The 25,012-nt window shown below is 61.6% G+C and carries 22 protein-coding genes; 21 read left to right on the plus strand and 1 reads right to left on the minus strand.

Translation table 11 applies throughout. The features are described from left to right. Positions 1 to 124 precede the first annotated feature (124 nt). The 17 genes from FSO04_RS34830 to FSO04_RS34910 all read left to right on the plus strand — a co-directional run bounded on the left by FSO04_RS34830 (position 125) and on the right by FSO04_RS34910 (position 17,598). A complete protein-coding gene (locus FSO04_RS34830; RefSeq protein ID WP_233465079.1) occupies positions 125 to 670 on the plus strand; it encodes a hypothetical protein in 546 nt (181 codons plus the stop codon). A 2-nt stretch (positions 671 to 672) separates the two neighbouring features. Beyond that, positions 673 to 1,314: a lytic transglycosylase domain-containing protein gene (locus FSO04_RS34835; RefSeq protein WP_154566068.1), complete on the plus strand. Its 642-nt coding sequence runs from the start codon at positions 673 to 675 to the stop codon at positions 1,312 to 1,314. Positions 1,315 to 1,364: 50 nt separating this feature from the next. Beyond that, a complete protein-coding gene (locus FSO04_RS34840; protein WP_154566069.1) occupies positions 1,365 to 1,706 on the plus strand; it encodes a TrbC/VirB2 family protein in 342 nt (113 codons plus the stop codon). A gap of 17 nt (positions 1,707 to 1,723) precedes the next feature. Next, entirely contained in the window at positions 1,724 to 2,044 is a 321-nt protein-coding gene (locus FSO04_RS34845) for a VirB3 family type IV secretion system protein (protein ID WP_154566070.1), read from the plus strand. A 1-nt stretch (position 2,045) separates the two neighbouring features. Continuing rightward, positions 2,046 to 4,514 carry a VirB4 family type IV secretion/conjugal transfer ATPase gene (locus FSO04_RS34850; RefSeq protein WP_154566071.1) on the plus strand — a complete coding sequence of 823 codons (2,469 nt, stop codon included), beginning with the start codon at positions 2,046 to 2,048 and terminating at the stop codon, positions 4,512 to 4,514. Further along, positions 4,511 to 5,692 carry a TrbL/VirB6 family protein gene (locus FSO04_RS34855; protein ID WP_154566072.1) on the plus strand — a complete coding sequence of 394 codons (1,182 nt, stop codon included), beginning with the start codon at positions 4,511 to 4,513 and terminating at the stop codon, positions 5,690 to 5,692. Before FSO04_RS34850 ends, FSO04_RS34855 begins: the two co-directional genes overlap by 4 nt. Positions 5,693 to 5,708: 16 nt before the next feature. Then, the gene (virB5, locus tag FSO04_RS34860; protein WP_154566073.1) at positions 5,709 to 6,404 is read left to right on the plus strand and encodes a P-type DNA transfer protein VirB5; all 696 of its coding nucleotides are present in this window, start codon (positions 5,709 to 5,711) and stop codon (positions 6,402 to 6,404) included. Positions 6,405 to 6,632: 228 nt separating this feature from the next. Beyond that, the gene (locus tag FSO04_RS34865) at positions 6,633 to 7,349 is read left to right on the plus strand and encodes a VirB8 family type IV secretion system protein (protein ID WP_154566074.1); all 717 of its coding nucleotides are present in this window, start codon (positions 6,633 to 6,635) and stop codon (positions 7,347 to 7,349) included. Next, on the plus strand, positions 7,346 to 8,170 hold the full coding sequence (locus FSO04_RS34870) for a TrbG/VirB9 family P-type conjugative transfer protein (protein WP_154566075.1): 825 nt from the start codon (positions 7,346 to 7,348) through the stop codon (positions 8,168 to 8,170). The genes FSO04_RS34865 and FSO04_RS34870 overlap by 4 nt, the downstream gene beginning before the upstream one ends. Continuing rightward, positions 8,163 to 9,392 (plus strand): type IV secretion system protein VirB10, encoded by a 1,230-nt coding sequence (gene virB10, locus FSO04_RS34875; RefSeq protein ID WP_154566076.1) that lies wholly within the window; start codon positions 8,163 to 8,165, stop codon positions 9,390 to 9,392. Before FSO04_RS34870 ends, virB10 begins: the two co-directional genes overlap by 8 nt. Continuing rightward, positions 9,389 to 10,507: a P-type DNA transfer ATPase VirB11 gene (gene virB11 / locus FSO04_RS34880; RefSeq protein WP_154566077.1), complete on the plus strand. Its 1,119-nt coding sequence runs from the start codon at positions 9,389 to 9,391 to the stop codon at positions 10,505 to 10,507. The genes virB10 and virB11 overlap by 4 nt, the downstream gene beginning before the upstream one ends. A 12-nt stretch (positions 10,508 to 10,519) precedes the next feature. Beyond that, a complete protein-coding gene (locus tag FSO04_RS34885; RefSeq protein ID WP_154566078.1) occupies positions 10,520 to 10,894 on the plus strand; it encodes a hypothetical protein in 375 nt (124 codons plus the stop codon). Then, positions 10,891 to 12,630 (plus strand): type IV secretory system conjugative DNA transfer family protein, encoded by a 1,740-nt coding sequence (locus tag FSO04_RS34890; protein WP_154566079.1) that lies wholly within the window; start codon positions 10,891 to 10,893, stop codon positions 12,628 to 12,630. The genes FSO04_RS34885 and FSO04_RS34890 overlap by 4 nt, the downstream gene beginning before the upstream one ends. Further along, positions 12,627 to 14,450 (plus strand): PriCT-2 domain-containing protein, encoded by a 1,824-nt coding sequence (locus FSO04_RS34895; protein WP_154566080.1) that lies wholly within the window; start codon positions 12,627 to 12,629, stop codon positions 14,448 to 14,450. Before FSO04_RS34890 ends, FSO04_RS34895 begins: the two co-directional genes overlap by 4 nt. 58 nt (positions 14,451 to 14,508) lie before the next feature. Then, complete coding sequence (locus FSO04_RS34900; RefSeq protein ID WP_154566081.1) at positions 14,509 to 16,041, plus strand: LPD7 domain-containing protein; 1,533 nt, start codon at positions 14,509 to 14,511, stop codon at positions 16,039 to 16,041. Between the two features lie 8 nt (positions 16,042 to 16,049). Continuing rightward, positions 16,050 to 16,583 carry a plasmid stabilization protein gene (locus FSO04_RS34905; protein WP_168435951.1) on the plus strand — a complete coding sequence of 178 codons (534 nt, stop codon included), beginning with the start codon at positions 16,050 to 16,052 and terminating at the stop codon, positions 16,581 to 16,583. Position 16,584: 1 nt separating this feature from the next. Continuing rightward, on the plus strand, positions 16,585 to 17,598 hold the full coding sequence (locus tag FSO04_RS34910; protein ID WP_154566098.1) for a relaxase/mobilization nuclease domain-containing protein: 1,014 nt from the start codon (positions 16,585 to 16,587) through the stop codon (positions 17,596 to 17,598). A gap of 184 nt (positions 17,599 to 17,782) precedes the next feature. Here FSO04_RS34910 and FSO04_RS34915 read toward each other — a convergent pair whose 3' ends face one another. Further along, on the minus strand, positions 17,783 to 18,211 hold the full coding sequence (locus FSO04_RS34915; protein ID WP_168435952.1) for a hypothetical protein: 429 nt from the start codon (positions 18,209 to 18,211) through the stop codon (positions 17,783 to 17,785). Between the two features lie 1,146 nt (positions 18,212 to 19,357). Here FSO04_RS34915 and FSO04_RS34920 point away from each other — a divergent pair. The 4 genes from FSO04_RS34920 (at position 19,358) to FSO04_RS48580 (ending at position 24,996) form a co-directional block, all read left to right on the plus strand. Further along, a complete protein-coding gene (locus FSO04_RS34920) occupies positions 19,358 to 19,636 on the plus strand; it encodes an HU family DNA-binding protein (protein WP_154566082.1) in 279 nt (92 codons plus the stop codon). Positions 19,637 to 19,836: 200 nt separating this feature from the next. Further along, entirely contained in the window at positions 19,837 to 20,043 is a 207-nt protein-coding gene (locus tag FSO04_RS34925) for a hypothetical protein (RefSeq protein WP_154566083.1), read from the plus strand. Positions 20,044 to 21,044: 1,001 nt separating this feature from the next. Next, a complete protein-coding gene (locus FSO04_RS34930; protein ID WP_154566084.1) occupies positions 21,045 to 21,485 on the plus strand; it encodes an SET domain-containing protein in 441 nt (146 codons plus the stop codon). Between the two features lie 625 nt (positions 21,486 to 22,110). Then, positions 22,111 to 24,996, plus strand: coding sequence for a two-partner secretion domain-containing protein (locus FSO04_RS48580; RefSeq protein ID WP_166618310.1), 2,886 nt, complete (start codon positions 22,111 to 22,113; stop codon positions 24,994 to 24,996). The last annotated feature ends 16 nt before the right edge of the window (positions 24,997 to 25,012 follow it).

Raw genomic sequence — 25,012 nt, forward strand, 5'->3', positions numbered from 1 at the left:
GTGGGGGAGGTCGTCGGGAGGGAACCGGCTGCGCGTAGGGCATGGCAGACCATGCTGGCTTGTTTCGAGGCGCTGACCGGGTACTTGCGTCTCGATGAAATTGCCTGCGACGTGGAGGCCTGAAATGGGAGCTGCTTTGATACGACACGCCGCAAGTTACCGGTCCTTCGCTGCGCTCGCGCTTATTGCCGCTTGCGCGCTTGCCTCGGGAATCACTCTTGCCGACGACTGGGGTTGCAAGGTAATTCTGTGCCTGTCGAACCCCGGTGGCCCGGAGCAGTACAGCGAATGCGTGCCGCCGATCGAGAGACTATGGCGGGCATTGCGTCACGGCGATCCGTTTCCGACCTGCAATTTCGGTGCTGGCAGCTCGCAGGGAACGTTTGCGGCCAACACCTTTGCAAGCAGTGGTTATTGCCGTGAAGGCCTGCTGTACTGGGGCGGGGCGGAGCAGAGTGAACTGCTATGTGGCGCTTCCGGCGCGATCAATGTCGACATCGGCGACCAGCTCTATACCCGTGTCTGGTGGGGCGTAAGAGGGCAGGCGCCGACAATCACCGAATTCTATGGTGCCGGGAGCGCGCAGGTGTCCTACAACCCGACAAGGTCCGCAGCGCTTTTCCTGCAGCAAGCGGAGCAGCAGGAGAACGGCTTCGGCGGGAGGCACTGAAAATGCCGCTCGACTTCATGACGCTTGCCCAGCAATGCGCGCAGCAAATCGACCCGATCACAATGGCGGCGCTCGTGCGCACCGAGTCTGGATTCAACCCCTTCGCGATTGGCGTCGTGCGTGGTCGGCTGCTGCGGCAACCGTCGAATTTGGTCGAAGCGATCGCCACAATGCGCGCACTCGAAGCGGCCGGCTGGAATTTTAGTGTAGGGCTCGCGCAGGTAAACCGGGCTAATTGGCGCGCATACGGGTTGACGGAGCAAAACGCATTCGAGCCCTGTCGCAACCTCGCTGTTGGCGCCACCATTCTTCAACGTTGTTTCATGTCCGCACATCGTGCACAGACCGATACTCAGGCGGCGCTTCGGGCAGGTCTGTCCTGCTATGGGAGTGGCGATTTTTCGACGGGATTTCGCACGGGTTACGTACAACGCGTGATAAAGAACGCGCAGCAGCCCGTTCCGATGTTCCCGATCACCGTTCCTTCTATCGCACCGATCCCGGTGTTGCCCGTCAATTCCGGAATGTCTGCTAGCCCCTTCCGGCCGCATCCGGTGGTTCGCCGACCGCTGTTGCTCGATCGAGACCATGCGTTGACGGATGAGCGGGAAGGTGAGTCGGAGGGTAGCGCGGTGGTGTTCTAAGCCGCGATTCAGGTAATGGCGGGCAGACAGTAGGCGAAAAGGAGTCAATCATGTATTTAGGAATACATATAAAAATATATCGTCAGCGCTCGTATTTGTGCCGTATCGTCTTTGACTGTCAGTTGGCGAAGGAACTTGCCGTTTCAATTTCGACGCTACTGCTCTCGACACCGGCGTGGGCACAACTCTCGCAAGTCAATACGCTGCTGAACACAATCCAGACAACTCTGCTCGGTGTCGGGGGCGTGATCTGCTCGATTTCCATCATCTGGGCGGGTTTCCGGATGATGTTCCAGCACGCCAGGTTCGGCGACATCGCGAACGTCTTCATCGGCGGACTCTTCGTCGGCTGTGCGACGGTGATCGCCGGCATGCTGATCCCGACAAGCTGATCCTTGGGAGTCAAATCATGAACCCTCTCAAGGATCCCGTTTTTAAAGGCTGCACCCGTCCTGCGATGCTGTGGGGCGTACCGCTTGTGCCGTTCCTGATGGTCGGCGGCGGCATGCTGATTCCGGCCGTCTGGGCGCTGCTAGCGAGTCCCCCGCTGGGCGTCGCCATCCTCTTCCTGATGATTCCGGTGTTCGTCGCGATGCGTGTGATCACGCGCTACGACGATCAGCGCCTCGCTCAGTACGCGCTGCGCCTTCGGATGGTGCTCGGTCAGGGCAATCGCTGGTATTGGGGGGCGCATGCCTACGTGCCCGTTCGCCTGAAAAGGAGGGCGTGACATGCCATCCGAACCCCAACTCGTCGCCCTGGCGAACCGCGAAGTCCCACTTGCGGGTTACATCCCGTACTCGACGCATGTGACGGACCACGTTATCAAAACACGCGAGGGCGACTACCTGCAGATCTGGAGGATCGCCGGCATCGCGTTCGAGGCAGCCGATCCCGCCAACATCCTCGCGCGGCACGACGGATTCAACCAACTCGTGCGCGGGCTCGCGGGCGGCCACGTAGCGCTCTGGTCACATCGCTTGCGCCGGCGCGTGTCGGATCACTTCGCGATGCCCTACGGCAACCGCTTCTGCCAGGAGCTGGCGACGCGTTATTACGCGAGCTTTTCCGGTTATCGCATGATGGCCAACGAGCTGTATCTGACCGTTGTTTACCGGCCGAACCGCACGAAGCTCGGTCGCGCCTTTCGCCGTGCTGCGCGCCGCACGCGCGAGGATATCCGCCGCGATCAGCACGACGCACTGAAGGCGATGGCAGAACTGGCCGCCCAGGTCGAATCGAGTCTGAAGCCCTACGATCCCGTCGCGCTCGGCGTTTATGTCAGACAGGGCAGCTATACCAGGCGCCCGCGCCGATATTCGTCGACGCTGGAACTGCTTGGCTACTTGGTGAACGCCGCATGGGAGCCCGAGCCGGTTCCGGCTGGCCCGATCCGTGAGGGGCTGCCAACGTCGCGCCTCTTTGTTGGGGCCGAGAAGATCGAGATCCGCATGCCGGCCGCGACCCGCTTTGCCGCGATGCTCGACTTGAAGGACTACCCGGAGGACACAGAGCCCGGAATGATCAACGGCTTGCTGTACGGCGACTTTGAGTACATCGAGACGCAGAGCTTCACCGTCCTCGACAAGCCGAGCGCGAAAGAGGCATTGGAGCGCCAGCGTAACCAGTTGATTGCCGGCGAGGATGTTGCCGTGTCCCAGGTAGAGGCGATGGAAGGGGCGCTTAACGACCTGATCAACGGAGACTTCGTCTTGGGCGAATACCATTATTCGCTCGCTGTGCTCGGCGACACGTTGGATGAAGTTTCGAAAAGTGTGGCGAAGGCGCGTACGCAGCTGGCCGACGCGGGTTTTCAGACGGCACTCATCGATCTCGTTGCGGACGCGGCGTGGTTCGCGCAACTGCCAGGCAACTGGCGTTACAGGCCGCGCGAGGCCAAGCTTACGTCGCGGAACTTCTGCGGACTGGCATGCCTGCATAACTTCGCGACGGGGAAGCGTGATGGTAATCCGTGGGGTGAGGCGATCACGATTGTCAAGACGCCTAGTGGTCAGCCACTTTATCTGAACTTCCACGTCACGCCCGACAAGAAGGACTCGCTCGACGAGAAGGCGCTCGCCAACACCCAGATTATCGGTCAGGCCGGCGCGGGCAAGACAGTGCTTGAGCTGTTCCTACTCGCAATGGCGATGAAGTACGGCATCACTGCCGTGCTGTATGACAAGGATCGCGGTACCGAGATCGCGATCCGCGCGATGGGCGGCATATACACCGTGTTCCGCCGAGGGGAGCCGACCGGTTTGAACCCGTTCCAGATGGAACCAACCGAGGCTGTGCTCCACTTCTGGGAAAGGCTCGTGAGCAAGCTCGTCGATATCGGCGTGCCTCTGCCCGCGAGGGACGAACTCGATATCTCGCGCGCCGTACGGGAAGTTGCCCGCATGGACAAGCCGCTGCGACGGCTTTCCATGGTGCGGCAACTCCTGCCGACCGTGGGTGAGAACAGCCTCCATGCTCGCCTCGCCAAATGGTGCGCGGGCGGGCGTCTAGGCTGGGTATTCGATAACCCGACCGACCGTATTGATCTCGCCTGCTCGGGACTGTTCGGATTCGACGATACCGAGTTGCTTGACGATGCGGAGGTCTCGACGCCGGTCACGATGTACCTGTTGCACTTGACCGAAAATCTGATCGACGGCCGGCGCTTCATCTACGTGATGACCGAATTCTGGAAGCGTCTCTCCGATCCCGTTTTCACCGATTTTGTGAAGAACAAGCAGAAGACGATCCGCAAGCAGAATGGCCTCGGGATTTTCGATACGCAATCGCCTGCGGACGTACTGCGCAGCGAGGTTGCCAGTGCGCTGATCGAGCAGAGCGCAACGTTCTTCTTCCTGCCGAACCCACGGGCCGATTACGACGATTACGTTTGTGGTTTCAAGCTGACCGAAGCCGAATTCAACATCGTGCGCAATCTCGGCGAGAACAGTCGGCTGTTCCTGGTCAAGCAGGGTCATCGCTCTGCAATTGGGCGGCTTGATCTCGCTGGCCTCGGAGACGTACTCGACGTGCTGTCGGGTACGACCGATAACGTCGAGCTTCTCGACACGATCCGTGCGCAGGTGGGCGATGCACCGGAAGACTGGTTGCCGGTTTTCCACGAGCAGCTTGCCCGGCGACGCACGGCGAACGGCGGACTGCGTTCGCCGTTTCCCCCGGAAGCGGGAGGTGTGCGATGAGCGGCCTCTTCACCGCGGTAGGTGGCACTCTCGAAAATGGTATGTCCACCTACATCACGAACGTGTCATCGGCCTTGTCCAGCGCGCTCGTGCCGGTCGTGACCACGGCCGTTACGATCTGGGTTGTCGCCTACGGTCTGGCAGTGGTGCGGGGCGAAGCCCACGAAGCTGTCCCGGCGTTTGCTTGGCGGGGGCTAAAGGTCGCCATCACGCTCGTGTTTGCGCTGAGCGCCGGCATCTACCAGCAGCGGGTCGTAACGGCGATCAATGGTGCAACGGCCGGGCTTGCCCAGACGATCCAGAACGCGGCTAATACGTCGGGCGGCGGTAATTCAGGATGCGGGTCGGTCAACGGCGGCAGCGTGACAGCGCAGAGCGCGACCAGTATCTACCAGACGCTCGATTGCTACGACCAGCAGATCGACCTCGTGATGGACGCCTATTTCGACAAGGCGACGCACGAGGGGATCAGTGTCAGTGGACTTGCCGCCGCCATCGGCGATTTCCTGTGCGGGATCATCGCCGCACTTGGTGGTTCGATCTTCCTCATCGTCCTCGCCTTCGAAGTGGCGATGGCGAGGATGCTGCTCGATCTCGTGCTTGGGCTTGGTCCTATTTTCATTGCCTGCGCGGCATTTGCCCCAACCGCGCGCTTCTTCGAGGCTTGGACCGCGAAGGTCACCAATTACGCCTTGTTGCAAGTGCTCGTCGCCGCCTTTCTCGGCATGGCGCTCACGGCATTCTCTGCCGATCTAACTCCCCTCAATGCCACTAGTGCTTCCCCCGGTGCAGATCCGTCGGCTGTGATGCAGGGCATTACCGCTGCTCTCAACAATGCCGCGGCGGGTGCAGCAGCGATCGGCTTGTTCGCAACCGGGGTCTTTCTCGCCATGGTCGGCTGGCAGTTGCCATCGGTTGCATCGGGACTTTCCGGTGGGGCCACGCTGTCCGGGTTTGGCGCGTTCGTGGCGGGTTTTGCCGCACGACGTATGGCCGGCGCACTCGCTCAGGCGTTTTCTCCCAGCGGTGGCGGCTCATCGCCTGGCGGAAAGATTCGCAACCGCACCGGCTCAAGTGGTGGCGGCTACAGCGGATCAGGCGGAGGGGGTTCGGCGAACGGACCCATGCCCGCTTACCAGCGCGCAGCGCGCGCAAACCTGGGTCGGCAGGGCGAATGAATGTGAGGTGATGACCATGACAGGACAAACCAGATTGGCGAGGGCCGCGATCGTGTGGGTGGTGCTCTGTTCCGGCGCTCATGCACAGGGCATTCCGGTGTTCGACGCGCAGAACGTGGTGCAGGCTATCGCGACGGTTGCCCGGCTTGAGCAGGAGGTGCAGCAGGAAATCCAGATCTATCAGTCGACGGTCGGCACGCGTGGCTTCGGTGCGCTGCTAGGCAATCCGGTCGTCGCCAGCTCGCTGCCTTCGAACTGGCAGAGCGTCTATACGGCGATCCAGAACGGTGGCTACGCGGGCTTGACGGGCAGCGCCCAGGAGTTGCGCTCGGCGAACCAGATCTACAACTGCCAGGACCAGACCGGCATTGACCAGCAGGTATGCCAGCGCACGCTGAACAAGCCGTTTCAGGACAAGGCGTTCGGCCTTCAGGCGTACCAGACCGAACTGCGTGAGCTGAACCAGATCCAGAGCTTGATGCAACAGATCGACGTGACGCAGGACCCCAAGGGGGTGGCCGAGTTGCAGGCACGTATCCAGGCTGAGACCACGACGGTCGGCAACGAAATGACGAAGCTGCAGCTCTTCCGGATGCTGGCCGATTCCGAGGACAAGCTCGTGGCCGAGCAACAAAGTGAACTGGCACTGACCCGGGCTGGCAACACGGCCCGATTGCAGGACCAGATGGCGCCTGCATCGTTCGGGAACTGAGGAGGATGCCATGCCTGCGCTTATCTCCATCGTCCTCGCGGGGTGCCTAGCCTGGAGTCTGGCGGCCTGCAGCAGCGGGCCGTCAAAGCCCGTATTGCCGGACGGTCTGCACCGCGTGCCCGTCAACCGCATTCTGCCGGTGCCTGAAGTCCCAACTTCTGTGCTCCCGGCACCTGCAGCGCCTGCTTCCCAAGCTCTGCCCGTGTCGTCGGGCGCAGGAGCCCGATCATGAGCGCACCGCACGACTATGGGCGCGTGCTCGATATCGAGGCATCGCTGACCTACCTGCAGGAGCGATCCGAGCGGCGCGCGTGGCATGTCGCCTATGCGGCGCTTGCGGTCGCCGTATTGAGCGCCGCGGCGCTTGCGCTGATGGTGCCGTTCTATCGTGTCGTGCCGCTACCGATCGAGGTCGATCGCCTGACCGGCGAATCCCAGGTGATCGACGTACTGGATGCCCGCCACGTACGCACGAAGGATATCCAGGATAAGCACTGGGTCGAGGCATATGTGCGTTCGCGCGAGCGGTATGACTGGGGGCTGCTGCAGATGGACTACGACAGCGTGCTTGTCATGAGCGATGACGTGGTTGCGCGCGATTTTCGCAGCATCTATGGCGGTCCGGATGCACTGGACCGGCAACTGGGGCCGGGCATCGAGCGGCGCATCCACATTCTCTCGACCACGCTGCCGCCCGATCAACCCGGGCATGCCGTCGTGCACATCGAGCGCACGTCGTTCAGGAGCGGGGTCGCGAACGCGGAGCCGACGCAGCGCTTCGTGATCACGCTCGCCTTTACTTACCGGCCACCCGTATTCACGCGCGAGAGCGTTGCGATCGCCAATCCGTTCGGGTTCAAGGTGACAGCCTACAGCCGTGATCTCGAATACACGCCGCCGTCTGCCTCTCTAGCTCCAGCCTCGACGACGGGAGGCAACCCATGAAAGCGCTCGCTCCTGGTGTCGCGCTGGTGGGCCTGCTGCTCGCTCACACCGCGAGCGCTGCCGATTTGCCGGGCTGGTTCGGCGATTCGCGCGTGCGGCAGGTGGTGTACGAGCCGGACGATGTCGTGCGTATTCAGGCGCAGCGGGGCATTGCCACGCATATCGCGCTCGACCCGCACGAACAGATCCAGGTGGTAGCGCCTGGCGATCGAGACGGCTGGCAGGTTGTGGCGAACAAAGGCGATCACGACGTGTACCTGAAACCGCAACTCGCTGCGCACGATTCGAATCTGGAGATTCGTACCGACCGCCGCAGCTACAGCTTCGATCTGATGGTATTGCCGCTCAAGGCAAAGTTCGGCAACCACGACGTGATGTACCGGGTGACCTTCACCTATCCGGATGAAGCGAAGGCGCTGGCACGCGCGAACACTGATGCCGCGCTGGTTGAGCAACGTCTCGCGCAGCCACCTGTGGTGCGCAATGCCCACTACACGATGGAGGTGATACCGCACTCCGACGACATTGCGCCGACGGCGGCGTGGGACGACGGACGGTTCACCTACCTCCGTATCCCGAACAACCGGCGGATGCCGGCGGTTTTCCGGGTGGCCGATGACGGTACGGAGAGCGTTGTGGACAAACACGTGCAGGGCGACACGATCGTCGTGCACGAGGTCGCGAAGCGCTTTGTGCTGCGGCTCGCGGACGAAGTTGTCGGAATCTGGAACGACGCTTGTGACATGGATGGCGTCCCGCCCCAAGGCGGCACGACTGCCAGCGGCGTGAAACGCGTCTTGCGGAGTCACGGCGATGAATGACGATACGCCTCGCAATACGATCGAGCCCGATGGCCCGTCAGATCGTGCGCAGTCCGGTCTGGAAATGGGCGGTATCAATTCGCCAGGGATGGGCGCGGACCGTGGCATGCCGGAGCTGGGCCAATACCGCAGAGCTCGCCCGCGTGCCTGGTGGCTGACGCCGATTGTGATCGTTCTCATGGTCGGTGCCGGCGCGGTGTGGACCGTGCATGGTTTCCTTGCGCGTCACGACGCAGATGCGAAGGCGCACCGCGATGCGGTGGCCGATGCGTCGACCCAGGGGCGTGTGTTCAAGGATGGTCCCGCCCCCGCGGTGCGTGTGGCCGCCGTCGCGCCACTTGCTGCAAGCGCCATTGCCGTGCGTCCCGTACAGGTTCCGGGGCCGGGCACAGCACCGGAGCCGGTCGGCGCCGTGCACATCGGGGCACGGCGCAGCTATTACGATGCCCCGTTGCTCGCAGTAGGCGGCGCGGGCAGTCAGGACGCGGCGGCCGAGGTTTCGGGTGTTGCCTCGTCGGTCGTGGCCACTGTCTCTGGTGGAATCGAGCCATCAGGAGAGAGGCTGGCTCAGGCAGGCGGCGCATTGGCGCAGGCGCTGTCGCCGACCGCCGCACCGCGCGTGCGCGCTGGGATGCTGGGGAATCGCAGCTTCATGCTCGCGCAGGGCGCCAAGATTGATTGCGTGGGCGATACGGCGTTCGATTCCACCGATGCGGGCATGTCTACCTGCACGGTGACGAAGAACGTGTATTCCGACGATGGCCGGGTAGTGCTGATCGAACGAGGCTCGCAGATCAACAGTGAGTACCGCTCGAACCTTTCGCCGGGCCAGAAACGGATCTTCGTCTTGTCGGCACTGGTCAGGACGCCGTTAGGCGTGACGGTCGAGATCGATTCGCCAGTAGCCGATGCGCTCGGGCGCATGGGCATCGATGGCTTTGTCGACAATCATTGGAGGCCACGCGTCGGCGCCGCGGTGATGCTTGGCATCACCCAGGATGCGATCGGTTATCTAGCCACACGCGGCGGGAACAGCAACGGTTCGGTTGTCTACGCGAACACGCAGCAGCAGGGCAACGACATGGCCACGCGAGTGCTCGACAGCACGATCAACATCCCGCCGACGCTGACCAAGAACCAGGGCGCGGAGTTCACGATCGTGATCGCGCGCGATCTGGATTTCGGTTCGGTATATGCGCTGCAGCCGGAGTTTGCACCATGAATGCCTGCACGGACAGATCGAATCGGGCAACTGACGCCGTGCTGGCGCGCCTGCCCGACGATGCGTCGGTGCGGGAGCTGATGCGCCCGTTCGCGCCGCTGCTCGACGATGCGGATGTGACCGAACTCGTCATCAACCGGCCACAGCGCGTGCTGGTCGAGACACATCGCGGCTGGCATGGTCACGACTATCGGGAGCTCGATTTCGAACGCCTGATGTCGTTTGCGGTGGCAGTGGCCACGCTCACGAACCAAGAGGTTTCAGCCCTGCATCCTGTGCTCTCGGCGCTGTTGCCGGGTGACGCACGGATCCAAATTGTAGTGCCGCCGGTTGTGCCGCCGCGCACGGTCTCGATCACAATCCGTCGGCCGTCCGCGGACGAAAAGACCATCGACACGTACCGTGACGAGGGACTGTTCGACGAAACGGTATGGCATCGCCCAAACGGGCTCGACGCTGCGTTGCCTTTGTTGCGGCCCGGGGATAGCAGACTCGTGCAGTGCCTGGAGGCGCGGGATTGGGGCGCATTCTTTGAACTGGCCGTCACTGGGCGGCTGAATATCGTGATCGTCGGTAACACGGGTTGTGGCAAGACCAGTTTCATAAAGACCCTTTCCCGCTTTATCCCGCGGACCGAACGGATCGTGACGATCGAGGATGTCCGGGAGCTTTTTATCCGGCACATCGAAAACTGTGTGCACCTGCTGTACAGCAAGGGCGGGCAAGGTCAGGCGCGCGTCACGCCGGCCGATCTGATCGCGAGCACGATGCGCATGCGCCCTGATCGCGTGCTGCTGGCCGAACTGCGCGGCGCTGAAGCCTACGACTTCCTCAAGCTCCTGACGACAGGGCACGCTGGTTCGATTACGAGCTATCACGCCTCGAATGCGACGGTCGCGATTGAGCGCTTTGCACTGATGGCGAAGGAACACCCCGAGGCTGTGGCCTACGACGATGCCGCGCTGAAGCGTTTGCTTTTTCTCACCATCGATATCGTCGCGCACATGGAAGTGCAGCCGATTTTCAACGGGGCAGGTGAACAGACCGGTAAGCGTTGGGGCATGACCGAAATCTGGTTCGATCCGGTTCGTAGGGTCCGGGCGGCGTTTGCGTAGGAGAGAACGGTCATGGCGAAGCTATCTCTCTTCGTGTCCCATCAAGTACGAATGGCCGTCATCACAGTGACCGTGCTGGCAATCCTGCTCGGAGGCTTGGTCGCCGCGCTCTGGCTGGCGTCGTTCTTCCTCTACGCGAGCCTACGGATCAATCCCTTGCATGCCGGCTTGTGGGGGTGGCTCGACGCGGCACTCGCGAGACACGACGGTCTGATGCCGAGTGATGGCCGGCGATTGGCCGGTGCGGCTATCTTCGGCGTTTTGCTGGCGTTCGGTGGGCCGGCGTTCGGCCTGCATGCTCTGTGGGAGCGGTCCGGCCGGCGGCGCCTCTATGGCAGTGCGCGGTTTGCCAGCGACGCGGAAATTCGCGATGCGGGGCTGCTATGAACACGCGCGCAAGCATGGATCCGGCGCCTGCCATTGTTGTTGGTGTTTGGCGTGGACGTTACCTGCGATTCTCCGGTCAGCAATTCGTCCTGCTGGCGGCGCCAGCGCGTTCGGGCAAGGGCGTTGGCATTGTGATCCCGAATCTGCTCAGTTTCCCCGATTCGGTGGTAGTACTCGACGTCAAGCAGGAGAATCACGCCATCACCGCGGGTTTCAGGCATGCGTGCGGGCAGGACGTCTATCTATTCAACCCGTTCGCGGAAGATTGTCGCACGCATCGGTACAACCCGCTGTCGGCGATCTCGGATGGATTGTTCCGCGTTGGTGAAATTCTCGCGATCGGTTACGCCCTCTATCCGCCTGGTGGGCACGACGATTTCTGGAAGGATCAGGCCAGGAATCTTTTCCTTGGCATCGTGCTGCTGCTGTGCGAGTGGCGTGATGCGCGCCGCGCTGGCAAGGGAGCGTCGACTCACGATTATCCGGTCACGATGGGGGAGGTGTTGCGGCAGTCTTCGGGAAATGGCATGCCAGTGAAAGCCTACCTTCAGCGAGCACTCGTTCAGCATCGTAGTCTGCTGACTGGACCGTGTGTCGATGCGCTGAACCGTTTTCTCTCGAACGACGATAAGGTGCTGGCCAGCATTCTCGCGACCTTCAATGCACCGCTGACAATCTGGGCTAATCCCATCGTCGATGCGGCGACGAGCGCTAACGATTTCGATCTGCGTGATGTGCGCAAACGCCGCATGTCGGTCTATATCGGCATCACGCCCGACCATCTGTCGGAGGCTGCGCTGCTCGTAAATCTCGTGTTCTCGCAACTCGTCAATCTCAATACGAAGCAGTTGCCCGAGGCCGATCCCACGCTGAAATTCCAGTGCTTGGTCCTGCTTGACGAAATGACGGCGATCGGAAGAATCCACATCATCGCGCGGGCAGTTGCCTACATGTCGGGTTATAACCTGCGCCTGCTGTCTATCGTCCAGTCGATCGCGCAACTCGAATCTGTCTACGGCCGTTCCGATGCGCGCAGCTTCGTTACCAATCACGCGATGCAGATTCTCTACGCGCCGCGTGAGCAGAAGGATGCGAACGAGTATTCCGAGATGCTCGGCACGTTTACCGACCAGTCACACAGCGTTAGCCGCTCGAACGCGATCTTCGGTGGTCGCGGTGGATCGAGCGAAAGCGTGTCCGAGCAGCGACGGCCACTCCTGCTGCCGCAGGAACTGAAGGAACTGGGGCGCGAAAAGGAAATCATCGTGCTCGAAAACACCAAACCGATCCTGGCCGACAAGATCTGCTACTGGTGCGATCCCGAGTTTGTCTCGCGTGTGATGGCGGCACCCTCGGTGCCAGTAATGAATCTGGCGCGCTTCAGCGCCGTGGTCGAACGACGGTTGCGCGATCTGCGGCCCGACGAGATCGATCCGGAAGGCACAGGGCTCATCAATCCAGCCGCCGAGTATCTGGAAGTATTGGAGGCATGGGATCCTCGCGATCTCCCGCCGAGCTTCGCTGACATCAGTGAAGACGATGCCGTGGCGTATGTGGAGAGGCACTTTATGCTGCTTGGGGTGCCTGCCGAAAGGGTCCGGAAGGCCGCCTGCCGCCTGTCGGTTGCCGATCTCGATGCGGCGGAGCTTTCCCCAGTTGAGCAATCGCGACCCCGCCGAACGTCTGCGCGGGGTGTGCCCTCACACGTTGCGCCGATCCACGGAGGCGGTCGATGAACACACCACATCTAGATGAGCCTGCGCGCGCCCGCGCAGCGCTGGCGGTAATTCCTGCGGACGATTACGGGACGTGGGTGGACATGGCGTTCGCGCTCAAGCAGGGATTCGGCGACGAGGGCTTCGAGATCTGGGATGAGTGGAGCCGCACCGCTGGTAACTATAGCGAACGTGCCGCGCGCACCACGTGGCGCTCAGCCGATGCATCAGGCGGCAAGACCCTTGCCTCGTTGTTCTGGCTCGCGCGCCAGCACGGTTTCGATCTGAAGCGTTCGCAGTACCCGGACCGGATGGCAACTGCCCCCGTGCCTTCCCCCGAGGTGATCGAGCGCCGCACGCGCGAGGAAGAACGCAGGCAGGCCCGTCATGTCGCGGTGGCCCGCGAGGCGGACGCACTCTGGCAGTGGTCGCGTCCAGTGGGGCCGCAACATCCTTACCTGACGCGCAAGCGTCTCGATCCGGTCGAGACTTTACGTGAACTGGATGCGCAAGAGCTGCGCTCGCTTCTTGGATACGCGCCAATGAGCGAGGAGGAGCCGCTGGTCGGGCGTGTCCTGATTGTGCCCGTCTGGATCAATGCGATCTCCACGCTGGAACTGATCGACGAGTACGGTCGGAAATCGTCACTGGCGGGGGGCGTGAAGAAGGGTGGGTACTGGACGGCTGGATCGGCGCCTACTCCGGAGGAGGCATTCGCACCGATCCTGATCGGTGAGGGCATGGCGACGGCTCTGTCCACATACCGTGCGACGGGCTGGTTTGCGGCAGCGGCACTTTCAAGTGGGAATCTCGGCCAGGTGGCCGCCTCCTTGCGTGAGCGGTTTCCCGATAGCGATCTGATAGTGCTTGGCGAACTAGGGCGAGGTGACTCGGATGCACGGCGGGCGGCAGAAGGTGCAATGGCGCATCTGGCGTGGCCGGTCTTTGCCAACGACAAGCGTATCAACGGTAAGGTGCCGACCGATTTCAGCGACATGGCGATACTGTCGGGTTTCGATGCCGTTGGCGACCATCTGCGTGAAGTGGCCTTTCAGTCCCTTGGGAGAGCGAACAGATTGCGGGATACAGATGTCGTGTCCGACGTGCAGGTGAGTGAGATGAATGAACGGAATGAGGAGGGAGAAATGGATCGCTCTAAAGAGAACCCGGTGGACAACACCGAAGGCAATCGACGTCATCAGTCATCGGAGCGTAGCGTGCCGAAACAGGCGGTGCCCGAATCTGCTGCACCGCCTGCGTGCGAAGGGTCGACTGCTCCGGTCGTCCCGGCTGGCACTCTGCCACGGTTTGCGCCGACGCGTGCACCGGTCGGCGAGCCGTTGTTTGGATTGGGTGACGTTCCCGAAGAGATGAAGGCACTGGCCGGGCAACGGTTCGGCATGCCGCTCAGGATGGCAACGCCGCGCGAGAACGGAGGGCCGTACCGTGGTGAAGTGTTCAATACTGAGCACTACCTGATCCAGGAGGTCGCGACGCGCAGCGTCGTGTTTCACCGGAAGGACCAGATGGAGTTCACCTCCGAGCGTCTGAAATGGATGGACGGGAACGCACGGTCGAACGGTGCCGAGGTGCAGGTCGGCTATGACGGCGATCGATCGAAGGTCTATCCGTGGGATCGCGCGCGCGATCTGCTGGAACGGACGGTCGGTTCGCTGAAGAAGTCCGCACGAGAACTGAATTTCAGTCCGAATCTCGAGACGATGCTCGATCAACTGCAGGCGAGATCGTGGGCTCGGATTAGAGAGGCACGCGCTGCCGCGCTGGAGCGGTCGAAGGAACACACATCGTCGCCTGAACCGGCGGCAGACCCCAATCGGTAGCGTTTCACGGTCGGGGTACCCATTCGCGGACCTTCCCCGAACCGTACGAGGTTGCATCATGGTACAGATATCTTCGGCCCAGGATTCCGATCCGGTCATTAACGTAATCGAGCAGGATGTGCCAGGCGTCGGTAGCGCAGCTTCTCCATCAGGCGGTGATGGCCGTGATGACGCGCTGAATTCGGCCGCACTGGAAGCAATGTTGGCGCGGCGTCGCCGAGAGTTCGATACGGCGCGGACGAGGCTACGCGATCAGGCGATTCGCGACGATGCCGGGGCCTCCCGGCGACCTGGTGTGCGACCGGTCACTGATGTGCCGCTACGGTATACCGGTACGGACCACGTGCCGCTCGACCAGCCACCGGAGCGTGTCTGCAAACGGTATCTGCGGGCGGGCAATCAGTATTTTCTGAAGGAGGCACCGTATCAGCTTGCTTTCGAGGATTTGGGGCCATACCTCGTCACCGAGCACAACCGGCCGGACGTGGTGGAGTCGATGATCGACATCGCGCATGTCAAATCGTGGGAACGCATCCGCGTTTCGGGACACAAAGTGTTCCGTAGCGAGGTGTGGCTGCAGGCCACGCTGCTCGGGATCGAGGTAAGCGGCTACGAGCCAAAGGCTGCGGATCTGGCTCGCCTCGCCGACGCCCGGCAGGCGCGGCTGAACAATCGCATTGAAGCAGGTCTGAAGGCGGAGCCAACAGCTGTCGCTGGCTCGAGAGCGAGCACAGACGAACGTTACGCATCATCACCATCGCCGCAGGCGCGTGCGCGAGCCGCTTCGAATGACGCATCTCCTGCTGGGCCTACGCGCAAGGAGAGCCACGCCCCGCCGCCTGTTCCGGAAAGCCGGAATACTGCGAATGACGAACCGGACGCGCCACGGCGGTACGTCGGGGAACTGCGCGAGCACGGAGGCGCGCCGTATCAGCACAACCCCGCGCGCAGCGACTCGTACTACGTGGTGTTCCGCGACGAGGCGGGCGTCGATCATGTGGTGTGGGGCGTGGATCTCGAGCGTGCTGTTCTTGAATCGCTGGCCGCGATCGGGCAACTGGTGACGCTCGAAAATCTGGGCAAGCGACTCGTGACTGTCAAGGTGCCGATTCTGGATGGCGATGGCGCCGTGGTGGGCGAGGAAGAGAAAGACGTGCACCGGAATACGTGGCTGGTGGATGTCGTGCAGCGTGAACGGGTGGCTTCTCAAGCTACGTCGCGAGCCGAAACGCCGTCAGGTGATGCGGCTCAACCTTATGCCGACGAGCATTTACAGCCTGTCGCAGAGCGTGTGCCGCAGCGTGGTCATGGCGCACAGCGGGGGGATGACGAACGCGGGCTGCACCTGGCTGTCCTGACCGCTGCGATGCGGGAACAGGGCTTTAGCGAACGGTCCATTTCCCGTGTGCAGCAGCACGCCGTACGCATGCTGGACGCTTTCGGGAAGGAGGATATCCCGGTGCCGCCGCCGAAGGTCTTCGATGCAAAGGCGCCTTCGGGTCGTGGTCGTCGGATGCGCACGGCTGCTGAGCGTGCGCCCGCTCGCGAAGTCGAACGGGCGCCGGCCGAGCCGTCAATGCCCGCACCTTAGGGTGAGCCGTGAGATTCCGTGAGCGCCTGTGCGTCGAACTGGGCGCGGTCAGGCCACGCTGGGATGCCTGGTGCGCGCGCCGTGGCGTGACGGTCGGCGAGGGCGTACGGCAGCTGATTGCTGTCGCAGTCAACGCAGAGGCCGACGATCGACCTGTTGAGATCGAATCTGGACTGACCCGGCCGATAGTCGGAGAGTCGCGCAGTCGTATCGAAATCCGGTTGACCGCCGCAGAGAAGATGGTGGTGGAGCAGCGGGCGGCAGCATCGGGCCTGCACAGCAATCGGTGGATCGTGGCGCTGATCCGCGCGCAGCTGACAGGGGAGCCGCAGTTGGGAGCACGGGAACTGCTTTTGCTGTCGGCGTCGAACCAGCAGCTTGCTGTCATCAGCCGGTCGTTGGGGCAGCTTGCGCGCGGTGGTGGAGCGGGGTTCACGTGCCAGGAGTTGGCTGATTTTGAGGGCATCCGGGAAAAGATTGACGCGCATCTGCGAGCTGTCACGGGTGTGGTTCGCGCTAATCTCGACCGATGGAGCCGATAACATGCCGTATCCAAAAATCTACGTCGACGCGATGCTCCTGAACTGGGGTGATAGGCTATTTCACGAGCCGTTCAGGCATTCAAAGGCGTCTCGGCTTTCACGAGCGGGCATTCGGGCCGAGGCAGCGCGCATGCGCGGCCAATTGGCCCGCACGCTGAAGCGCACTCCGGAGGTGATGGTCAAGATCACCAACAAGGCGTCTAGTGCCCAGGGAATAGGAGCTGTACGCCGGCATCTTCGTTACATCTCGCGTAACGGTCAGGTCGATCTGGAAGATCAGAACGGCGACAAAATCTCCGGCGTCGATGCACTCCGTGACCTCACGAAAACCTGGCAGCTCGGCGGATGGGGCATACCGGACACCAGCACGCGCCGCGAAGTATTCAATATCCTTCTATCGATGCCACCGGGAACGAACCGGCAGGCCGTGCGCGATGCGGCGCGTGATTTTGCGGCACTCGAGTTTGGCGACGGACGCGCGTACGTCTTTGCAGCGCACGATGATGAGGCTCATCCGCATGTGCATTTGAGTGTGCAAGTTCGGGGACCGGACGGGCGCCGGTTGAATCCACGTCACAACGATCTTCAGCGGTGGCGTGAGTATTTTGCAGAGCGACTTCGGGCGCATGGTGTAGAGGCGAACGCGACCTCTCGGCGAACCCGCGGCGTCACACAGCGGTCTCCAAAACCGGCGGTCGTGCACATGATGGAGCGCGGTGAGACGCCGGGTTTCTGGCGAGCCGTCCCGGCCGACGCGCAACGCGAGACGGGTTGGGTTGCACAAGGCGGGGTGTTTGCCGCATGGCGTGCGATGGCCTTTGCGATGGCGGGATCCAGTGCGCGTGAGGATCGTGAGCTGGCGGTTGATATGGCTTATTTCGTGGGTGCCATGCCGGTACAGCGGGACAGGCATGCGACGGAACGAGAGCGAATTACCGGACCGGTGCGGCTGGGTCCCACGGTACGGGGAAGCGATGGTCGTTCGAACGATGTCGGGCCGGATGCGGAACGTTGATCGGCTGAGATGATGATGGACGTCCGGTATACGGTCAGAGGTACAGACAGCCCCGATTCGCATAGGGGACTGATCCTGTTCTGTTGGAACTGGCCAGATGATCCGGGGGCATTGCTCCAAAGTGTGGTGCGTGGAGAGCGGGACGGCGCGAAATAAGGCGCCGGTGCGGAAGGCTAACCGCCGCTTAGCGATCGACGAGCCACGCCGGACCAGCTTTGAAGGATGCGAAAAGCACAATTGCCATAGCGATTAGGAGCAGCGGGAGGCTATAGAGCGCCACGGGGAAGAACAACGCCAATTGCAATGCCGAACCGCCTAGTCCGTGGAAAAGGTCCGTTTCACGGATATTTTCATAGACCATCCAGACAATGGGGACCACACTTAAAACGGTGAGGACGAGTCCACCATTAATGGAAGCGTGATCGCGTAGTTCACTTGTATAGCGATAGAATCCCAGCCACATGAGGCTGATCGAGAGTCCCGTCAACCAGAATGCGCGAAGCGTGAAAAAGCGATGTCCAAAACGGCGGCGACAATGGCTGCTGAATAACTGGATACCCTTCACAAGGCCGATCAGGGCGCCGACGGTAACGGCACATTTCAGGATTTCCACTATCTCACTCCTCGATCGTTGGGCTGTGGAGATATGCGGACGACTGCAGATGAAGGGCGTGATTCGGTGCACGCTGTCCCTGCGTTGCTTTTTATCCAATATAGGCGATCAGGTCGGCTCGGACAAAGGCGGTTTGGATTAGTCGCGAAGACGATGGGCATGGCGAAGATGCTGCTGGAGGCTGCTTGAGTGCCGATATTGACGTACAACAAAGTCTCTACCAATCGGTGACAGTGATTTCGGTCATGAGCGCACCGGGAAAACCGCGACGCGGAAGCAATTGAGCAGATTTGACATTAGTATTTCGGCTTTGCGCTAATCCAGACGATTAGGAGCCTTGAGAGGCGACCGGCGCCAGCCATAAGATCGCCGCAGGACTGGCTCGGGCCACATAGGTTGCGGTGACCATGCGGATTATCACCGCTCAGATGTCCATTAAACGCAACCCTGATAGGTGGAGTTATCAGGGTTGGAAAGGCGCAAAAAAATGGCCCGCACCTTCGCGGACCCGGTTCTGGCGGAGCAAGGACGGGCGGCCAGTCTCCCGCCAGCCCCGCCTTGCCCCGTGTTGCGGTCGCGTGTCGCTAGCACGGACCACAATCTACATCATAGTCACTGCACCGGCACGCGGCCGGGTTTTTCAGCCGCGCCACGCCACGGGCGGGCACCGACCCCACCCGCTCCTTGGGACGAGGACTTGCGAGGTATAAGGAATTGAGAAAAAACGCAGAAAAGTGGCGTAAATGAAGGGGTCGATAATCCGGGCTATCTACCCCTTCATTTGCGGACACACAACTAATTTTGTTACCGTGAGCGGCTGTTCAGATGCGTTCAGGCGCCGGATGTGGAGGCGTCAGGCAGCATTGGGATGACGCGAGCCAGCAATGAAAGCCAGCTGCTGGTCGCAAACTGTCCGGCGACTGACGAAACGGCGCACTTGCGCGCGCTGGGGTTCATCGCCCCGCACGCGACGGAATCCCACGCGGATGGGAACGTTGCTGTTGAGATGAGAAGAAACGGGAGGCGGGCGGAGAGCCAGTGCACGGGCTACATGCGATGCCAAAGAAACAGCGCGGCCCGGCCATTGCGCGACCAAGCGCCGATCGGGTAGGGTGGCTCAGTTAACAACCATCAAGAGGAATAGCCATGAACAAACAAGAACTGGTGGATGCGGTCGCCGCAAAGACTGGTGACAGCAAGGTCGCCACGGGCGAGACGCTCGACGCTCTGATTGGGGCCATCACGGCAGCCGTCACGAAAGGCGACACCGTGCAGCTGATCGGCTTCGGCTCGTTTTCCACGGGCGCGCGTGCCGCACGGGTTGGGCGCAATCCGGCGACCGGTGCCGAGATCCAGATCCCTGCTGCCAGGACGGTGAAGTTCACGGCGGGCAAGGCGTTCAAGGACGCAGTGAACGGCGCCTGAGATCGGACGCAAGCCGTCGGCCGGATTTCTGCCGATGGCGCGGCTGTCGGCAGGGTAGCCGCTACAGGTGCTGGCGGCGGCAACGGCACGGAGTGATCGGGCAAGGCTTGGACCTCGGCCAGTCGGCCTGGTAGCATCAGTGCGAGATGCCGCTGTACTGCGGCCCCTGCGTTTCGCTGCGTATCTTTATGGATAGTCGTATGGAAAAGAAACGATCGCGGATCAGGCGGGAAGCCTTGTGTCCACCCATCGGTGCGCTGTTGCGCTACCGGACGCGCATCGTGCGCGTTGTCGCGGAAGCGCGTGGGCAGCGCGCGATAATCGAGTCTCTCGATACTGCGGGCAGATCCTTTGTCAGCACGGTGAAGTGGAACCGCCTGTGCGAGCTCGGCGCCCAGCTGTTCTAGTCCGGCACCTTCTCCAGTCGGTCGCGCTGGCAACCTCAGGCCGGTTGCGACAACCAGAACTTCCAGCTTCTCTCCACGACCGGTGGCCACCCTCACGCAAGTAACGCATCACGTCGGTGTGGATGCGGATTTAAGAGGGTAGCCCCATGTCCTCCCGGACACAGGGCCCCCGAAGAACGGAGCGTGCGACTTTCACCGCACTCCGCTCGCGCACAGCATTAAGCGTCGTGCTGACGCCGGTCTCGCCACAACGCACGAGCCCTTCGCAGGCTGTCATGTTGTTGATTCGCCTCATCGCTGAGACGAGGAGTGCCGAACCGAAGCGCTACCGGTCTCTCACAAGCTTCCCCTCGATGAACCTTAAACATGGACCCTCGACAGCTGCACCACACGAAAGTCTGCACCCTTTCGGGTTAGGGCAAATTTAGAACCCCTATGCGACCCGTTACAGGCCGCCGTTGGCTTTTTTCGCGTTCTCATACCCACTTGCCCCACAGCTTCCCTTACGAGTCACCTGCCATCGCCGAAACGCCGACGTTGGCGGACAATTGGGCTTACCGTGTTTCGCATGGAGGACACGAGCAGGTTAGGTTCTGCCTTTTCGCCGGCAGTCACTTGTCCGTGTGTTCCGAGTGGCAAACGAAACATCCGACTGCATGCCTTTTGGCTCAAGCCTGACAGCGCCTTTGGCTTGCTTATAGTGACGACGTTTATCAGCAGTTCGCTTATGCTAACCATGCTGCTCAACCTTGCACCCCATCCGCCTTGACGCTGGCAGACAACGGCATGCTCTCACGAGCACACCGCCGTTCAAAGAACGGGTTACGTTGTCCCGGTGGCTTCACACCAGGTCGTTACCAACCCAGCATGCACCGATAGGTTACGATTGACGGAACAATCGGTTTCTCTTCTGGGCAACCCAGATGAAACAATCCTCCACGTGACTTCGCACGTCGCACTGCCTCTTCTATACTGGCGCGCATATCAGTCGAGGTAACAGTATGAGGCGTGTGATCGTCCGGCGATCGTCAGTTCATGGCAAAGGCGTGTTCGCGATGCGTCCGCTCGCAGCGGGCGAACGCGTGCTCGAGTACAAGGGTGAAATCACCTCGTGGCGAAATGCGGTGCGCCGTCACCAGCGTGAAGGCGTCGAAGGACACACGTTTCTTTTTGGGCTGTCGGATGGATCCGTGATCGACGGCAGCCGCGGCGGCAATAGTGCACGCTGGCTCAACCACGCGTGCGCGCCCAACTGCGAAACGATCGAAGACGGCGATCGGGTTTTCATTCACACCCTGCGGGCAATCGAGCCGGGCGAAGAACTGTTCATTGAATATTTGCTCGCCACTGAGGATCCGCTGGATGAAGACGTCCGGGCGCAGTACGCGTGCCGGTGCGCCGCGGCGGACTGCCGTCACTCGATGCTGGCCGACGCCGCGTGAACAGGGGGGCGGGAGAGCCAGTTGGCAGCATCACGATCCCGAAAATTGCCGGGAGTCCGAAGCGGGGGAATGATGGATTTGTCCGGCTTGGCGTGGGTGTGGTTTTCCATCTCGATGTGCTGAAGCCACCGTTGCCAAAGGGAGATGTATCCGACGGTGCTTCTGGCGCAAACACGGGCAAACAGATGTCGCTGGAGCTTGACGATTGGTGGTGACATCGACGCACAGGCTTGTGCCGGTTTTTATCCGGCCATCGGCCGGAGTAGGCCACCTGATCGGTATTTGCTCCGCTCTGACTGTCGACCTTCTCCGCGATCACATTTCATGAGTGCCATGTCCGGGCCTTGTGGACTTGGTGCGCGATATGTACTGCGCAATCCGGCTCGGCACAACGGACCCGCGTCAACCGGCCGTTCCCTTCGTCGCGCCCTCACCAGTTCCACAAGGTCTGCTTGCAACCTCTTCCTACGACACAACGAGGGGCGCCCATAATCCGCTCCCCCGAAACCAGTTCGAATTTGTGAACTTTTGTTAAAGCGTGGTGGAGCTGACACGTCCTGACAGTGTTGGCGACGCGCTTCCGATATCTTCCGCAGCATTACCAATATGCTGTGCGAAGAAAAAAATGAATAACCGGACATACCGGCTTGTGTATAGCAGGCTGCGGGGAATGCTGGTCGCTGTTGAGGAAACGGCGACCGGAAACGGCAACGCCAGTCAGGGAGAAGCCACCATCGGGCAGGCCCGCCCAGGCGGCCGTCGGACCATTTCGCTGTTCGCGCTGCGTCATGCCGCATTTGCCGCGATGCTGGTGCTCGGCGTAGTGCCAGCGCTCGTGCCGGTGGCCAGCGAGGCACAGGTCGTGGCAGCCGGCGCGTATGCGCCGACGGTCATCCAGACCGCAAGCGGCATCCAGCAGGTCAACATCAACGCTCCTTCCGGGGCGGGTGTCTCGCAGAATACCTATTCGCAGTTCGATGTGCCGAAATCCGGGATCGTACTGAACAACTCGCCCACGATCGTCAACACACAGCAGGCGGGTTATATCAATGGTAACCCGAACTTCGCGCCGGGGCAGTCCGCGAAAATCATCCTCAATCAGGTCAACAGCACGGCCGCTAGTCAGTTAAGAGGATACGTTGAGGTGGCCGGGAGCAAGGCGGAAGTCGTGCTGGCGAACGGCTCCGGAATTGTCGTCGACGGTGGCGGATTTATCAACACGTCCAGAGGAATCCTGACGACCGGATTGCCCATCATCGGTGCGAACGGGAGTCTTGCGGGCTTCAACGTGACTGGTGGGCAAATCACGGTCCAGGGCGCGGGGCTGAACGCGGCCAACGTCGATCAGGTAGACCTGATCGCACGGGCCGTGGCGGTCAATGCATCGATCTACGCGAACAACCTGAACGTTGTGAGCGGCGCGAATCAGGTCGATCACGACACGCTTGCCGCGACGCCGATCGCGGGCAACGGCACAGCACCCGATGTGTTGATCGACGTGAGCCAGTTGGACGGCATGTATGCGAACCGCATCAAACTCGTCGGCACCGAGAACAGTGTGGGCGTGTCGCTCGCCGGCATCACGGCCGCACAGGCCGGCGACCTGACGCTCACCACGCAGGGCAAGCTGCTGCTCGCAGGCAAAACTAACGCGAGCGGCAACATGGTGCTGTCCGCCCACGACGGCATCGATAATAGCGGCACGACCTACGCGCAGCAAGCGGTCTCAGTCAACACAGCCGGCGACCTGACCAACAGCGGGACGCTCGCCGCGCAGCAGAATTTCACCGCGAACGCGAACAACGTCGCGTCGACCGGCACGCTCGGCGCCGGGATCAACAGCGACGGTTCGATCGCGCACGCTGGGGACCTGACGATCATCGCGAGCGGCACCCTGTCAGCGACAGGCCAGAACGCGGCGGGTGGCAACGCGGCGCTCTCCGGCGTGTCGATGAACCTCGCCGGTAGCCAGACCTCCGCGAACGGCAATCTTGCCCTCACTGCAAGCGCTGGTGACCTGAACCTTGCCAGCGCGAAGACGACGGCGGGCGGCTTGCTCTCAGCCAGAGCTCAGGGCACACTCGACAACAGCGCAGGTGCAATCACCAGCAACCAGCTTGTGCTTGCGGCGACGAATCTCGTCAATCACAACGGCAGTGTCACGCAGACCGGCACAGATGCGCCGACCGTTAGCGTATCGGGGACGTTCGACAATGCGAACGGCTTGCTACAGACCAACAGCGCCGACCTTTCGCTGACGCCCGCGACTCTGATCAATGATCACGGGACTATTTCGAACTCGGGTACCGGCACGTTGTCGATCGCGACCGGAAGCCTGTCGAATAATGGCGGCACAGTGGCCACCAACGGCGCACTGAACGTCCAGGCGGGCGCGGTTTCGAATCAGGGCGGCAAGCTCGCGGCACAGTCGCGTACGACCTTACTGCTCGCGTCGCTCGACAACAGCCTGGGCGGCTATGTCGGCGCGCAGGACGTGGCCGTAACGACACAGGGCGCACTCAATAACGCAGGCGGCACAATCGAGGCCAGTAATGCCCTGACGGTGTGCGACGACGAACGCCGACGGCCATTCGTCCTGTACCCAGGCCGTATGGGACTACGGCTACAAGTCCGAGCGCACCGACACGTTCGCGACCTCGTCGATCGTCTCGCAGAACCCGTCGCAGAACCGGATCGTGCTGAACGTCAATGGCCAGCAGCAGACGGTCTACTACAGCCGCATGACGAACAATGGCGGAACAGTCACGCTGACGTACTGGGACGCCTACAATCCGAACGTCAACTACGATCCGGCCACCGAATACGCGACGCGCAGCGATGCGCATCACGGCTACCAGCGCGTCGAAATCGCCCGCGATACCACGACCACGACGCAGCAGGATCAGGTAACAAGCTCCGCGCAGGAAGCGCAACTGCTGGCGGGCGGCAAAATGACGCTCGCGAACGTTGGCACGATCAACAACAGCTACAGCGCGATCGCGGCGGGCAACTCGATCCAGATTGGCAGCACGCAGCAAGGCGGATCAATTGGCAGCGGCAATTATGGCGGTACGACGGTCAACAATACCGGACAGACGCTGTACCAGTACCAGTCGCAGAACATCATTTCGACCTATGCGTGGAACGAAAACACGTCACAGGACGTCGGCACGGTGGTCGAAGCGCCCGTCGTGCTGCAGCCGGTCGCCATCGGCGGCACGGGCGGCACGATCATCGCGAACAATGCGGTGCAGATCAACGCGACGAGCTTGAACAATACGAATGTTGCCGCAGCCAGCTCGGCCACGGGCGCCACAGGCGGCACACTGGGAGCCAATCAGGCATCCGTTGGCGTATCCACCAGCGGCCACTAGGCGGCCGTGAATGCGCCGCAGTCAGTCGCAGGCAGCAACGGCGCGCTGAACATCACCCTGCCAACCGGCGGGCTGTATTCGTTCCACATCGCACCGGGTCAGCCGTACCTGATCGCGACCGATCCACGTCTGACTAGCTATACGCGCTTCATT

This window comes from Paraburkholderia madseniana (assembly GCF_009690905.1).
In the GTDB taxonomy this organism is placed as follows: Bacteria; Pseudomonadota; Gammaproteobacteria; order Burkholderiales; family Burkholderiaceae; genus Paraburkholderia; species Paraburkholderia madseniana.